Below are 14,746 nucleotides of genomic sequence, written 5' to 3'. Positions count from 1 at the left end.
CGGGCGAAGGAAGCAGCATGACCGACATCACCGCCACCGAGGTCGCCCCCGAGGCCACCGAGGCGCCGGCGCCCGTCGCGCGCGCGCCTCGTGGCGACCGCCCGATCCAGACCGTGGGTCGGCGCAAGGAAGCCATCGTCCGGGTCCGCATCGTCCCGGGCAGCGGCAAGATCACCTGCAACGGCCGCGACCTCGAGGCCTACTTCCCGAGCAAGGTGCACCAGCAGCTCATCAAGGACCCGCTGGTCACCGCCGAGAAGCCCGAGGCCTTCGACGTGATCGCCAACCTGCGGGGCGGCGGCACCACCGGCCAGGCCGGCGCGCTGCGCCTCGCCATCGCCCGGGCGCTGATCGTCAGCGAGCCCGACGACCGCCCGGCCCTCAAGAAGGCCGGCTTCCTGACCCGTGACGCCCGGGTCAAGGAGAGCAAGAAGTACGGCCTCAAGAAGGCCCGTAAGGCTCCCCAGTACTCGAAGCGCTGATCACCAGCAGCGCCTTGTACTTCTGACGGACGGCCGGGTCCGCCTCCCACTCCGGGAGGTGGCCCGGCCGTTCCGTTTTCTCCTCTCAACGGCAGTTCCATCGGAGGTTGGCGGGTATGGGCCGGTTGTTCGGCACGGACGGCGTACGCGGGCGGGCGAACGCGGATCTCACCCCGGAGTTGGCGCTCGCGGTGGCGGTCGCCGCCGCCCACACGCTGGCCGAGACCGACAAGAGCCATCCGCCGCTCGCCGTGGTGGGCCGGGACACCCGGGCCAGCGGCGAGATGCTGGAGGCCGCCGTGGTCGCCGGGCTGACCAGCGCCGGCGCCAACGTGGTGCGGGTCGGCGTGCTGCCCACCCCCGCGGTGGCGTTCCTCACCGCCGAGGCCAAGGCCGACCTGGGCGTCATGCTCTCCGCCTCGCACAACCCGATGCCGGACAACGGCATCAAGCTCTTCGCCGCCGGCGGGCACAAGCTGCCCGACGAGATCGAGATGCGGATCGAGGCCGCCGTCGAGGCGAACGCCACCACCGCCTGGGAGCGCCCCATCGGCGCCGGGGTCGGCCGGGTGCACGACCTGCTCGACGGCGCCGACCACTACGTCCAGCACCTGGTCGGCACCGTGCCGCACCGGCTGGACGGGATCAAGGTCGTGGTCGACTGCGCCAACGGCGCGGCCGCCGACGTCGCCCCGGTGGCATACCGGGAGGCCGGCGCCGAGGTGATCGCCATCTACGCCGAGCCGGACGGCCTGAACATCAACGACGACTGCGGCTCCAACCACATCGAGGCGCTGCGCGCCGCCGTGGTCGAGCACGGCGCGCACCTCGGCATCGCGCACGACGGCGACGCCGACCGCTGCGTCGCGGTCACCGCCGACGGCGAGGAGGTCGACGGCGACCAGGTCATGGCGATCCTCGCCCTGGCCATGCGGGAGGCCGGCGAGCTGACCCAGGACACGCTGGTCGCCACCGTCATGAGCAACCTCGGCCTGCGGCTGGCCATGTCCGCGCAGGGCATCCGGCTGGTCGAGACCAAGGTCGGCGACCGGTACGTGCTGGAGGAGCTGCGCGCCTCCGGCCTGGCGCTCGGCGGCGAGCAGAGTGGACACATCGTGATGCCGGCGTACGCGACCACCGGCGACGGCGTGCTCACCGGCCTGCACCTCATGTCGCGGATGGCCGCCACCGGCAGGTCCCTCGCCGAGCTGGCCGGCGTGGTCACCAAGCTGCCGCAGGTGCTGATCAACGTGCCGGTCGGCGACCGCACCGTCGGCGCCGCAGCGCCGGCCGTCCGCGCCGAGGTGGACCGGGCCGAGGCCGAGCTGGGCGAGACCGGCCGGGTGCTGCTCCGCCCCTCGGGCACCGAGCCGCTGGTCCGCGTCATGGTCGAGGCGGCCACCGAGTCGACCGCCCGATCGGTGGCCGAGCGCATCGCGGATCAGGTCCGCAGCGCCAGCCCGGTGGCATCCTGACCGAGCGGCCGGTGCCGCTGACGCGTCGGCTGCTCGTCACTCCTCGGCGAGCAGCCGCGCGGTGGAGAGCCGGCGCAGCAGCGTCGCCGGCAGGAGCGCCGCCAGGCAGCTGACGACGGTGCCGACGGCCGCCGTCGCGACGGCCACCAGCAGCAGGCTGCCGGGCAGCGAGCCGATCAGGCCCACCGTGCCGAGCAGGCCGAGCAGGGCTCCCGTGACCGCGCCGAGCACACCGAGGGCGAGACCTTCGTAGCAGACCAGCCGGCCGAGTGTCGCCTCGGTCCAGCCGATCGCACGGAGGGTGGCCAACTCGGCGGCCCGGTCGCGGATGCCGAGATAGAGCACGTCGGCTACGGCGGCCGTGCCGAGCAGCACGGTCGCGGCCGCGGCGACCCCGTCCGGGCCGCGCACGCTGAGTGAGATGGCGTCGCCCAGCAGGCTCCCGACCACCGCTCCCCGGAAGGCGTACGAGACGGCACCCACCAGGGTCAGCGCGGCGACCCCGATCGCCAGCGCTCCCGCGCCGAGCAGGGTCCGCCCCGGCGTGCGGGCGAGGTTGTTCAGTGCCAGCCGGAACACGGTCCGCGGCCGCCCCGCCCGACGGGCCGCCGCGACCGCCGGTCGCAGAGCGGCCGCCGGATGTGCGCGACTGGCGCGCAGCGCCGGCAGCAGACCCGCGACGAGAGCCAGCAGCAGCGCCACGGGGACGGCGAGAAGAGCCCGGCGCCAGCCGACGTCGACCCCGAACGCGGCGGAGACCGGTGTCGCCAGCGCGAGGGAGAGCAGCCCGGCAATGAGGCCGAGGGTGGCCACCTCGCCGAGAACGAACAGGCTGATCCGCCGCGCCGGCCAGCCGAGGCAGGCGAGCAGGGCCAGTTCGGACCTGCGGTCCCGGACCGCCGCGGCGACCGCGTTGCCCAGGAACAGCCCACACACGAGCAGGACGAGCAGGAAGAGCAGGACGCTCTTGCGGTCGACCGCCTGCACGATGACGGACGCGACACCGAGGGCGGACCAGTTCTCGGTCAGGCGGAGCGCGGGGCGGCCGAACGATCCGGCGGGCAGCTCGACGCTCTGCGGGGCGGGGGAAGAGCCGAGGGTGATGTCCACGTCGAGCCCGGTGGCCTGGGCGATCTGCTCCGCCACCAAGCGGACCCGTTCCGCCGAGCGCTCGCTGTAGCCGTCGACGTCCGCCACCCGTACCCGGATGGCGCTGATCGGTGCGGACCGCTGCGGGCCGGTCGCATCCTCCAGGAGCTTCGGCAGGGCGGCGAGGTTCGTCAGCAGGAACGGCGGGGTGCCCAGGTAGCCGCCGGGGTTGCCGCTGGGCAACAGCGGCTGACCGCCCAACGCGCCGCGGCTGGACGGGTCGGCCCCCTCAGCCGTCGGCGGCTCATAGGTCTCCAGGGGCACCCGGGACAGGTCGGCGAACCGGGCCAGCCGCTCCGGGTCGAAGACGCCCACCGGCTGCCATCCGGGATAGCGCGTTGCTTCGGTGTCCCGGATCTCCAGCCGGTGGAGCGGGCGGAACGAGACGTCCGCGCTGAGCCATGGCACCGCCGTCACCTCGTTGGGCAGCGCGTACACCCCGGGATTCGGCTCGACCGTCCGGGCCCGCAGCACCCCGCCCGGAAGCTCGTCGTAGCCGGGTTGCCCGGCCTGCACCAGCGGCCACAGGGCGCCGTAGCAGCAGTCGCCACCGCCCGGGACCTCCGCCGTCATCTGGGCGCGATGCGCGGCCTCGACGTCCAGCCGCATGGAGCCGACGGCGATCCGGTCGGAGGTCTCCAACGCGCGGGCCACCACCGCGCCGGAGAGGCCGGCGACCCGGTCGGGGCGGAGCCGGGAGAGGGATACCGAGACGGCGCCGTCCAGGTACGGGCGGTTGGTGGCAAGCACCGGGAACTGCCGGTTCTGGATTCCGGGTAGGTCCATCGGCAGGTCGTCGGTGCGCAGCGACCGGCCCGCCACGACGGCGCCGGAGAGCCCGACCAGCCGCTCCTCGGCCGGCGGGTCGACGGCCGCGATCAGGAAGGGCACGTACCAGGGGATCGAGACCACCAAGCGGTCGACGACGCTCACGCGCCGCTCGACGCCCTGCGCGTCGCGCTCGACTCCCATCACCTCGAACCGCCCGTCGGGGAGCAGCCGGAACGGCACGAAGGGATTCTCCTCCAGATCGGAGCGGGTTGTGCCGGCGGCGCCGCCCGCTTCGGGTGGGCCGCAGATGGGTTCGGCCCGACCGTTCGCGAATACCTCCAGGGGAACGCCGAAGAAGCCCCCCTCGCACTGCCCCACCGGATAGGACTTGCCGTTGCTGTGCCGTACCGGCCCCGATTCGTCCGCCCCGCCGAAGTCCGGGTAGACCACCTCGTTCCGCGTCAGGTAGGCGAAGTGCGGGCGGGCCGCCGCGCGGGACAGCCCCCGCTCGGCGGCGAAGGTCGGATCGATGCGGATGACCTGCCGTTCCGCGTCGCGGTCCACCGCGGCCGTGATGTCCACCTGCACCGGAACCGCCCGGGTGGAGTAGCCGAGCATGGCGATCGGTGCCGCGACCCGCACCCCGTTGACGGCGGCGACCTGCTGGTACTGGGCCATCGTGATGCCACCGAAGAGCCCGGACAGATAGTTGGGCTGCACCAGCCCGCGGTCGACCTCCTGGGCGGTCCGGCTGCCTCTCGGCCGTACCAGGATGTCGTAGGCGGCGGCGGTGTCCCGCTCCACTGCCCCGATCACCCGGAGTCGGGACGCCGTCGTGGTGCTGGTGAGGACGATGAAGCTGGTGGTCGCGACGAGCGCGCCGACCAGCAGGGCCACCGAACGTCCGGCTCGGCCGCGTAGCTGGCGCCAGATGAAGCCGACCATGTCGCACCGCCTCTCGGTAGGATCGCTGCTCGTCCGGGCCGCCGTGGCCCTACAGCCGCAGGCGGGAGGCCCGCTCGAAGGTCTCCGCCGGGTCCTCGCCGTCGGTGAGGTCCAGGTCCTCGACCAGCCGGCCGTCGCCGAGGCGGACCAGGCGGTCGCACCGGGCGGCGACCGCCTGTTCGTGAGTGGCGAGCAGGATCGTCATCCCGTGCCGGTCGCGCAGGTCGAGCAGCAGATCGAGGATCTGGGCGCCGGTGGTCGAGTCGAGGTTGCCGGTCGGCTCGTCGGCCAGCAGGAGCCGGGGCGCGCCCATCAGGGCCCGGGCGATGGCCACCCGCTGCTGCTGGCCGCCCGAGAGCTGGGCGGGCAGCGCGCGTTCCCGGCCGGCGAGGCCCACCGCGTCCAGCAGCTCCCGGGCCCGGACCGTGTGGTCGGCGCGGCCCCGGCGCGGCAGCACCGGCGCGATCACGTTGTCCAGCACGGTCAGCGCCGGCAGCAGGTGGTAGCGCTGGAAGACGAAACCGACCCGCTGGCGGTACCGGGCCAGCGCGGCCCGGCGCAGCGCGGTCACCTCCACGTCGTCCACCGTCACGGTGCCCCGGTCCGCCTGCTCGATCGCGCCGATGAGGTGCAGCAGCGTGGACTTGCCGGAGCCGCTGGGCCCGGTCAGCGCCACCACCGATCCCGCCGCGATCTCCAGCGACACGTCGTCGACGGCGGTGAGCCGCTCGGTGCCGCTGCGGAACTGCCGGACCAGCCCGGTGGTGCGTACCGTACTGCCCGTCGTCGCGTCCATGGTCACTCCTCTGCCAGCAGTCGTGCGGTGGGAAGGCGGCGCAGCAGCGTGGCCGGGACGAGCGCCGCCAGGCAGGTGACCAGCACCCCGGCCAGCGCCACGGCGGCGGCCACCGCCACCAGCGCCGCCGGCAGCTCGCCGACCAGCCAGGCCGCCCCGCCGAGCCCCAGGCCGGCGCCGGTGAGCGCGCCGAGCGCGCCGAGCGCGAAGCCCTCGTAGCCGACCAGGCGGCCCAGCGCCGCGTCGGTCCAGCCGGTGGCGCGCAACGTGGCCAGCTCGGCGGCGCGGTCCCGGATGTTCAGGTAGAGGACGTCGGCGACCGCCGCCGCCCCGAGCAGGACCGTGGCCACGGCCGCCAGGGTGTCCGCGCCGCGTACGCCGAGCGACACGGTGTCGCCGAGCAGGCTGCCGACGATGGCGCCGCGGAAGGCGTACGCGGCGGCGGCCACCAGCGTCAGAGCGGCCACCCCGATGGCCAGCGCACCCGCGCCGAGCAGGGTGCGACCGGGGGTGCGGACCAGGTTCACCAGGGCCAGGCCGGGCAGGGTGCGCGGCCGGCGTACCCACCGGGCGGTGGCCACGGGCGGGCGGAGCGCGGCGGCCGGGTGGGCGCGGGCCGCCCGCAGCGCGGGCGCCAGGCCGGCGGCCAGCGCCAGCAGCAGCGCCACCGGCACGGCGAGCGACGCCCGCCGCCAGTCGACGCCGATGCCGAGGGCGGCGCCGAGCGGTACGGCGAGCCCGAGCGACAGCAACCCGGCGGCGAGGCCGAGCAGGGCGACCTCGCCGAGGACGAGTCCCCCGATCCGGCGGGCCGGCCACCCGAGGCAGGCCAGCACCGCCAGTTCGGAGCGGCGGTCCCGGACGGCGGCGGAGACGGCGTTGCCGAGGAAGAGCACACAGACCACCAGCACCAGCAGGAACAGCACGGCGCTCTTGCGGTCCACCGCCTGGACGATGGTCGAGGCGACGCCCAGCGCCGACCAGTTCTCGGTCAGCCGCAGGTCGGGGCGGCCGAACGCGCCGCCCGGCAGCTCCACGGTCTGCGGGGCGGCGGACGAGCCAAGCGTGATGTCGACGTCCAGGCCGGTCGCCCGGTTGATCTGCTCGGCGATCAGCCGGACCCGCTCCGCGGCCTGCTCGCTGTATCCGTCCACGCCGGCGACCCGCACCCGGATCGCACTGATCGGCGCGCTGCGTTGCGGGCTGTTGCCGCCCTCCAGCAGCTTCGGCACGCTGGCGAGGTTGGTGAGCACCAGCGGCGGCACCGAGAGGTAGCCGGCCGGATTGCCGCTCGGCTCCAGGGGCCGGCGGCGGAGCGCGGTGCGGCTGCGTTCGTCCGCGCCCTCGGCGCGCGGCGCCTCGTACGTCTCCAGCGGGACCGTGCCCACGTCGCTGAAGCCGGCCAGCTTCTCCGGGTCGAACACCCCGACGGCCTGCCACTGGTAGTACTGGGTGGCCGCGCCACCCTCCTTCCCGGCGAGGGCCCGGACCGGCCGGAAGCCGGTGTCCTCGGCCAGCCAGGGCCGGGGCAGGAAGTTGAAGGTGAACTGGTTGCCGTACACCTCGGGGTCCGCGGGCGGCACCGCGTCGGCGCGCAGGGTGCCGCCAGGTAGCTCGCGGTACGTCACCGGCCCCGCCTGGATGATCCGCTGGAGCTGGCCGCGGCAGCAGGCCTCCGCGCCGACCCCCTTCGTGAGCTGGGCGCGGTAGGCGGTGTCCGCGTCGACCTCGGCGGAGCCGGCCGGGATCCCGGTGGCGCGGCCCAGGGTCTGCTCGAGTTCGATCGCCGGCACGGTGGCCGGCCGGGCCGTGGGCAGCCGGGTGAACCGGGCGCGCACCGTGCTGTCGAAGAAGAGACGGTTGGTGACGAGCGCCGGTGCGGTACGGGTGAGCAAGGTGCCGCCACGGCGCTCGGCCACCGGGTCGTCGGCCCGGACCGACCGCCCACTGACCACCGCGGCGTCCAGTCCCACGAGCTGGTTCTCGGCGACCGGGTCGATGGCGGCGACCAGCAACGGCACGGTCAGCTGGTAGGTGAGCACCAGGCGGTCGGTGGTGATGGGGGCGGTGTCCCGCGTGAGCAGGCCGTTGGCCGCTTCGAACCGGCCGTCCGGCAGCAGCCGCGCCGAGTCCAGGCTCCACACCTCCCGCTCGGAGAGGGTGGCCGGACTGGCCTGCAGCCCGCCGAACATCGGATCGCAGATCGGGCGGCTTGCTCCGCCCGGGAGCACCTCTCGCGGGACGGGCCCGCACACGCTGTCCCACGCGTACGACCGGCCGTCGGTGTACGGCGTCGCCCGCTCGGACAGGTCACCGTCGAAGCGGGGGTAGATGAGGCGGTGCTTCGTCACGTACACGTAGCGCGGCTTGGCCGGCGCGGTGGAGAGGCCGCGTTCGGCGACGAAGGTGGGGTCGATGCGGACCACCTGCCGGTCCAGGCTCCGGTCGACGGCGTCGGTGACGTCGAACGACATGGGCACCGGTGCGGTGGAGTGGCCCAGCATCGCGATGGGCGCGGCCACGTCGACGCCGCCCACCGCCTTGACCTGCGCGTACTGGGCCGTGGTGATGCCACCGAAGAGGCCGGAGAGGTAGTTGGGGCGGACCAGCCGCCGCTCGACCTCCAGCGGGGTGCGCGTCCCCTTCGGACGGACCAGGATCTGGTACGCCGCCCCGGTGTTCCGTTCGACGGTGCCGGTGACGTCCAGTCGGGAGGTCGTGGTGGCGCCGGTCAGGACGGTGAAGCCGGTGGTCGCCACCAGCACGCCGACCAGCAGCGCCACCGACCGTCCCGCACGGCCACGAAGCTGCCCCCAGATGAGGTGGAACATTCGCGCCTCCCCGTGTGCTGACTCACACTGTGCGCGATACATTGTGACAATGCAAGGCCCCTTCGGGGTGCCTGTCCGGAACCGGATCGGAGGAGACGGTGGCGATCCAGCACGCGGTCCTGGCCCTGCTCGCCCGCGGTCCCAGCTACGGCTACGAGCTCAAGGGCGCCTTCGAGGCGGCGGTCGGCCCACAGTGGGGCCCGCTCAACATCGGGCACCTCTACCAGATCCTCGACCGTCTGTCCCGGGACGGCCTGGTGGTCGCCGAGCGGCACGCCCAGCCGGTGAAGCCAGACCGGGTGGTCTACGAGATCACCCCGGCCGGCCGGACCGAGCTGGACCGCTGGCTCGCCGAACCCAGCCCGCGCAGCGGCGGCTTCCGGGACGACTTCTTCCTGAAGGTCACCGCCGCGGCCCGGTCCGGCGAGGCCGCCGTCGTCCGGACCGTGCTCGCCAACCAACGCGCCCACCTGCTGCGGGAGCTGCGCAACCTCGACACGTTGCGCCGCCGTTCCGAGGACCCGGTGGTCCGGCTGCTGCTCGCCGCCGCCGCCCGGCACGTCGAGGCGGACCTCGCCTTCGTCGACGACGCCGAGTCGGCGCTGCTCGCCGACGGGGGCGCCGCGCTCCGGGCGCTGGCGACCGACCGGCCGGGCCCGGCGACGCCGGCGGCGGAAGCCGGCCCGGCACGGTCCGCCGGCTGACCCTCGGGGTTAGGGGTACGCCACCCGGCGCAGGAACCGGTCGGCCAGGTGGACGATCCGGTCGGCGTCCAGCTCCAGCGCCGGGCCGGCCACGGTCACCTCGGTCACCGCCAGACCGGGCACCTCGGTGTCCCGCCAGCCGCCCGCGAACCACGCCTTCTCCTCCTCGGCGAGCGCGAGGTTGGCGGCGTCCAGCGCCTCGGCCGGGTATGGCAGCCAGAGGCGGAACTGGTGGGTGTGCGGCGGGGCCGGGTGGACCCGGGCGCCCGGCAGGGTGGCCAGCGCCTCGGCCACCACCTTCGCGTGCGCCACGTAGCCGGCCAGCCGCGGCAGCTCCCCCTCCAGCCCGGCGAGCGCGGCGAGGGCCGCCGGCCACTGCTGGAACAGGGTGCCGCCGTAACGGTGCCGCCAGGCGCGGGCAAACCGGACCAGCTCGGCGTCGCCGGCCAGCGCCGCGCCGGAGTGGCCGCCCAGCGACTTGTAGAACGAGACGTACGTGCTGTCGGCCAGAGCCGCGACCTCGGTCGCCGCATGCCCGAGGTGGACGGTGGACTCCCAGAGCCGGGCCCCGTCCAGGTGCACGCGGGCACCCCGCTGCCGGGCCGCGCCGACCACCGCCACCAGCTCGTCCCAGGTCGGCAGCACGAAACCGGCGTCCCGGAGCGGCAGCTCCAGGAAGAGCGTGCCGACCGGCTCGTCGAGCGCGGCCACCTCCTCGGCCGTCGGGTTGCGCGGCGCCGCCGTGGTCCGCACCGCCCGCAGCCCACCGAGCACCGCGTACGCGTCGCGCTCGTGCACCAGCGGGTGGCTGAGCGGGTGCAGCCCGACCGCGTCCCGGCCGGTCAGCTCGGCGCCGTAGCGCATCGCGACCTGCTGGGCCATGGTGCCGGTGGGGAAGAACGCCGCCGCCTCCACGCCGAGCAGCTCGGCGACCCGCCGTTCGAGCTGCTCCACGGCCCCGCCCTCGCCGTAGAAGTCGGGCAGCAGGTCCTCGGGGACGGCCGCCCCGAGCGCCACGAGCTGCTCCCGCACCGAGGCCGGCCGGACGCCGGAGAGCACCGTGTCGCAGTCGCGCTGGGCGGCGAGCCGGCGCATCCGCTCGGCGTACGCGTCGGTCATGCGTCCTCCTTGAACCGGCGCAGCCGGGTGACCGCCTCGGTGAGCACCTCGGGCCGCTTGCAGAACGCGAACCGGACCAGCCGCCGGCCCGCCTCCGCGTCGTCGTAGAAGACCTGCGTCGGCACCGCCACCACACCGCAGCGTTCCGGCAACGAGCGGCAGAACTCCACCCCGTCCCGCCCGCCGAGCGGGGTGACGTCGGCGGTGACGAAGTAGGTCCCCTCCGGCGCGAGCACCCCGAACCCCGCATCGGTGAGCCCGGCGACGAGTTGGTCCCGCCGCCGCTGCATCCCGTCCCGGAAGTCGGCGAAGTACGCGTCCGGCAGGCCGAGCGCGACCGCCACGGCCGGTTGCAGCGGCCCGGCGTTGACGAAGGTGAGGAACTGCTTCACCCGGAGCACGGCGGCGACCAGCGGCGCCGGGCCGCTCACCCAGCCGACCTTCCAGCCGGTGCAGGAGAACGTCTTGCCGGCCGAGGAGATGCGCAGCGTCCGCTCACGCATGCCGGGGAGCGTCGCCAGCGGCAGGTGGGGGGCGGCGGCGTCGGTGAAGACCAGGTGCTCGTAGACCTCGTCGGTGACCGCGTACGCGCCGTGCTCCTGGCACAGCTCGGCGACCAGGGCCAGCTCGTCGGCGGTGAACACCTTGCCGGTCGGGTTGTGCGGGGTGTTCAGCAGCACCAGCCGGGTACGCGACCCGAACGCGGCGCGCAGCTCCGCCGGGTCGAACGCGTACCGGCCGTCGGCGCCGGGACGCAGCGTCACCGGGCGGCGGACCGCACCGGCCAGGGCGATCGAGGCCGCGTACGAGTCGTAGTAGGGCTCGAAGCAGACCACCTCGTCGCCCGGCTCGCACAGGGCGAGGATGCTCGCCGCGATCGCCTCGGTGGCGCCGGCCGTCACCACGATCTCGCCGTCCGGGTCGTACTCCAGGCCCCAGAAGCGGCGCTGGTGGGCCGCGACGGCCGCGCGCAGCGCCGGGATGCCCGGCCCCGGCGGGTACTGGTTGTGGCCGGAGCGCAGCGCCTCGGCGGCCGCGGCGAGCATCTCCGGGGGGCCGTCGGTGTCGGGGAAACCCTGCCCGAGGTTGACCGCGCCGGTGCGCACGGCCAGCGCGGACATCTCGGCGAAGATCGTGGTGCCGAACGGCCGCATCCGGGCCACCAGCGGATCGGTCGTCGTCACGCCGGCCAGCCTACGGCCCGCCGCCGACGCTGCAAGACCGCCGCCGCCGCGGGCGCGGGCGTCACCAGCCGAAGCAGGTCGCTATCCCTCCCGTCGCGCTCGAATCCTGGGAGACGACCTTCCCGTCGATGGTGATCCGGCAGGTCACGCCGTCGTTCCGTTGGTCCTCGGCGAGGGCGACGATCTGCACCCGTTGCCGGTCGTTGGCGGTGAACGCCAGTCGCCATGGTGGCTGCACCCCGTCAACGTTCAGGAAGTCGCCGTTGGCGTCGTAGAACTGGACGTTCGCCGCTCCCGTGCCGGTGACCTCGTACCGCACGGTGAACCGGCCGCGCCCGCCGGAGGGGGTGGTGGCGGGGACCGGCGGCGCCGGGTCCGTGGGTTCCCCGGCGAGGCCGCCGTCCGGCTCGCCGAATCCCGGGTCGTCGAACCCCGGGTCGTAGGGCTGACCGGAGGTGGCCGAGTCGTCGACGAAGCTGCCGAGCACGCCGAAGCCGACGCACCCGCACACGGCGAGCACCAGGGCGATGACCACGGTCACCACGACGGCCACGACCCACCCGCCCGCTGACCGGCGTGGCGCCGGCGCGGGATACGCGTACGGCGGCGGGTAGCCGGACGGGGGCCATCCCGGGCCGGGGCCGGCGCCGGGCCAGGGCGGCGCGGGCACGGCCCCCGGGGCGCCGGGCGAGGGCCATCCCGGACCGGGAGCGCCGCCGGGCCAGGGCGCGGCGGGCGCGGCACCCGGCGCGGCGGACCCGGGCGGCGGGGACCACGCGTCCGGTGTCCCGTGGGGTGCGGCCGATCCCGGCGGCGGGGACCATGCGTCCGGTGTCCCGTGAGGCGCGGCCGACCCGGGCGGCGGGGACCACGCGTCCGGCGTGGCAGGTTGCGGGGCGGATCCGGGCGGGGCCCACGGGGCGGGTGGCGCCCAGGGCTGCGGGGCGGCGAGCGGGTCCGGCGGGGTCCAGGTGGTGGGTCCCGGAGCGGTCGGGTCGCTCGGGCCGCCGCTGGTCCCCGGGTCGGGGGTGGGGGTCGTCTCGGACATCGTTCAGCTCGCAGGGGACGGCGCGGACGACCGCGGGGACGGCGGGTCGGAGGCGTCGCCCCGACCGGGGGCCCTCAATGTACGGCCCGGCGACCAGATGGTGCGTCCTCGTGCGCGGAGGCCGTCCGTCATCGATGGGGGACTGAGCCCCCGGACGGCGGCACCGCATGCGAGGTTTGTCCGATCCTCGCCATCCGCTCACCGGTTCGCTCAAATTCAGTGATCGTTTACCCGACTTCCGAGCACACGTGGTGAGCGAAACTGGGTTAGGCTGCGGACCATGTGTGGAATCGTGGGTTACGCCGGTGCGCGCCCGGCGCTCGGCATCGTGCTGGACGGACTGCGGCGGCTGGAGTACCGCGGCTACGACTCGGCGGGCGTCGCCGTCGTCTGCGACGACGAGCTGCTGATCGAGAAGAAGGCCGGCAAGCTGGCGAACCTGGAGAAGGTTCTCGCCGAGCGCGCCGCCTCCGACCCCGAGTCCTGCGCCGCCAGCCCGATCGGCATCGGCGACGGCACGACCAGCATCGGCCACACCCGCTGGGCCACCCACGGCGGCCCGACCGACCGCAACGCCCACCCGCACCTCTCCCCGGACAGCCGGGTCGCCGTGATCCACAACGGCATCATCGAGAACTTCGCGAAGCTCCGCGCCGAGCTGGAGGCCGACGGCGTCGAGTTCACCAGCGACACCGACACCGAGTGCGCCGCGCACCTGCTCGCCCGTTCGCTGGCCGACCTGCGCTCGGCCGGCGAGGTTGACAGCCCGCAGCTGCTCGCCTCCGCCATGCGGCTGGTCTGCCAGCGGCTGGAGGGCGCCTTCACGCTGCTCGCCGTCGACGCCGGCATCCCCGGCGCGGTGGTGGGCGCGCGGCGCAACTCGCCCCTGGTGGTCGGCCGCGGCGAGGGCGAGAACTACCTGGCCAGCGACGTGGCCGCGTTCATCGAGCACACCCGCGACGCGGTCGAGCTGGGGCAGGACCAGATCGTCCTGATCACCCCGGAGAGCATCGAGATCACCGACTTCGCCGGCCAGCCCGCGACCGGCAAGGACTTCCACATCGACTGGGACTCGTCGGCCGCCGAGAAGGGTGGCTACGACTGGTTCATGCTCAAGGAGATCGAGGAGCAGCCGCAGGCCATCGCCGACACGCTGCTCGGCCGGCTCACCGAGAGCGGCGAGATCGCGCTCGACGAGGTCCGCCTCAGCGAGCAGGACCTGCGCGACGTCGACAAGATCTTCATCGTGGCCTGCGGCACCTCCTACCACGCCGGCCTGGTCGCCAAGTACGCCATCGAGCACTGGACCCGCATCCCCTGCGAGGTGGAGCTGGCCAGCGAGTTCCGCTACCGCGACCCGGTGCTGGACCGGTCCACCCTGATCGTGGTGATCTCGCAGTCCGGCGAGACCATGGACACCCTCATGGCGCTGCGCCACGCCAAGGACCAGAAGGCCCGCGTGCTGGCCATCTGCAACACCAACGGCTCCACCATCCCGCGCGAGTCCGACGCGGTGCTCTACACGCACGGCGGCCCGGAGATCGCGGTCGCGTCCACCAAGGCGTTCCTCACCCAGGTCGTCGCGTGTTACCTGATCGGGCTGCACCTGGCCCAGGTGCGCGGGATCAAGTTCGCCGACGAGGTCGGCGCCGTGGTGGCCCAGCTCCAGGAGATGCCGGGCAAGCTGCGCGAGCTGCTCGACCGGATCGAGCCGGTCCGCGAGCTGGGCCGCGAGCTGAAGTCCGAGCCGACCGTGCTGTTCATCGGCCGGCACGTGGGCTACCCGGTGGCCCTCGAGGGCGCACTGAAGCTCAAGGAGCTTGCGTACATGCACGCCGAGGGCTTCGCCGCCGGCGAGCTGAAGCACGGCCCGATCTCGCTGATCGACAAGGGCACGCCGGTGATCTGCATCGTGCCGTCGCCGGTCGGCCGCGGCATGCTGCACGACAAGGTCGTCTCCAACATCCAGGAGGTGCGCGCCCGGGGTGCCCGCACCATCGTGATCGCGGAGGAGGGCGACGAGGCGGTGGTCCGCTACGCCGACCACCTGATCTACGTGCCGCGCACGCCGACGCTGCTGGCCCCGCTGGTGACCACGGTGCCGCTCCAGGTGCTCGCCGCCGAGATCGCCGCCGCCCGTGGCCACGACGTCGACCAGCCCCGGAACCTGGCCAAGTCGGTCACCGTCGAGTAGTCGACCCGGTCGCGGCCCCTCCGTCCCACGGCGGAGGGGCCGCGCCGT

The 14,746-nt window shown here is 74.3% G+C and carries 10 protein-coding genes; 4 read left to right on the top strand and 6 right to left on the bottom strand.

All coding sequences use genetic code 11. From position 1 onward, the window contains the following. Nucleotides 1–17: 17 nt before the first annotated feature. A complete protein-coding gene (gene rpsI, locus ABZS80_RS15445) occupies nt 18–482 on the top strand; it encodes a 30S ribosomal protein S9 (RefSeq protein ID WP_088991922.1) in 465 nt (154 codons plus the stop codon). A gap of 116 nt (nt 483–598) precedes the next feature. After that, nucleotides 599–1,957, top strand: coding sequence for a phosphoglucosamine mutase (glmM, locus tag ABZS80_RS15440; RefSeq protein ID WP_355056284.1), 1,359 nt, complete (start codon nt 599–601; stop codon nt 1,955–1,957). 36 nt (nt 1,958–1,993) lie between these two features. Here the strand turns inward: glmM and ABZS80_RS15435 are convergent, their stop codons facing one another. Genes ABZS80_RS15435 through ABZS80_RS15425 form a run of 3 tightly spaced genes read right to left on the bottom strand, consistent with a single transcriptional unit; the run spans nt 1,994 to nt 8,449 of the window. Continuing rightward, the gene (locus ABZS80_RS15435) at nt 1,994–4,822 is read right to left on the bottom strand and encodes an FtsX-like permease family protein (RefSeq protein WP_355056283.1); all 2,829 of its coding nucleotides are present in this window, start codon (nt 4,820–4,822) and stop codon (nt 1,994–1,996) included. Nucleotides 4,823–4,871: 49 nt separating this feature from the next. After that, a complete protein-coding gene (locus ABZS80_RS15430) occupies nt 4,872–5,618 on the bottom strand; it encodes an ABC transporter ATP-binding protein (protein ID WP_355056282.1) in 747 nt (248 codons plus the stop codon). Between the two features lie 2 nt (nt 5,619–5,620). After that, nucleotides 5,621–8,449, bottom strand: a complete 2,829-nt coding sequence (locus tag ABZS80_RS15425; RefSeq protein WP_355056281.1) for an FtsX-like permease family protein — start codon at nt 8,447–8,449, stop codon at nt 5,621–5,623. 98 nt (nt 8,450–8,547) lie between these two features. On the opposite strand from ABZS80_RS15425, the gene ABZS80_RS15420 reads away from it, so the two are divergent. Continuing rightward, the gene (locus tag ABZS80_RS15420; RefSeq protein WP_355056280.1) at nt 8,548–9,153 is read left to right on the top strand and encodes a PadR family transcriptional regulator; all 606 of its coding nucleotides are present in this window, start codon (nt 8,548–8,550) and stop codon (nt 9,151–9,153) included. A gap of 9 nt (nt 9,154–9,162) precedes the next feature. On the opposite strand, the gene ABZS80_RS15415 is transcribed toward ABZS80_RS15420, so the two are convergent. The 3 genes from ABZS80_RS15415 to ABZS80_RS15405 all read right to left on the bottom strand — a co-directional run bounded on the left by ABZS80_RS15415 (nt 9,163) and on the right by ABZS80_RS15405 (nt 12,009). After that, complete coding sequence (locus tag ABZS80_RS15415; protein WP_355056279.1) at nt 9,163–10,272, bottom strand: beta-eliminating lyase-related protein; 1,110 nt, start codon at nt 10,270–10,272, stop codon at nt 9,163–9,165. Beyond that, the gene (locus ABZS80_RS15410; protein WP_355056278.1) at nt 10,269–11,456 is read right to left on the bottom strand and encodes a pyridoxal phosphate-dependent aminotransferase; all 1,188 of its coding nucleotides are present in this window, start codon (nt 11,454–11,456) and stop codon (nt 10,269–10,271) included. Before ABZS80_RS15410 ends, ABZS80_RS15415 begins: the two co-directional genes overlap by 4 nt. Before the next feature lie 61 nt (nt 11,457–11,517). Next, on the bottom strand, nt 11,518–12,009 hold the full coding sequence (locus tag ABZS80_RS15405) for an MmpS family transport accessory protein (RefSeq protein WP_355056277.1): 492 nt from the start codon (nt 12,007–12,009) through the stop codon (nt 11,518–11,520). Between the two features lie 775 nt (nt 12,010–12,784). Here ABZS80_RS15405 and glmS point away from each other — a divergent pair. Continuing rightward, nucleotides 12,785–14,698, top strand: a complete 1,914-nt coding sequence (gene glmS, locus ABZS80_RS15400) for a glutamine--fructose-6-phosphate transaminase (isomerizing) (protein ID WP_355056276.1) — start codon at nt 12,785–12,787, stop codon at nt 14,696–14,698. Nucleotides 14,699–14,746: the final 48 nt, after the last annotated feature.

This window comes from Micromonospora sp. NPDC005305 (assembly GCF_040607315.1).
Lineage (GTDB): Bacteria > Actinomycetota > Actinomycetes > Mycobacteriales > Micromonosporaceae > Micromonospora.
Note: the sequence above shows the minus strand (reverse complement) of the source record. Positions and strands in the feature narration are given on the sequence as shown.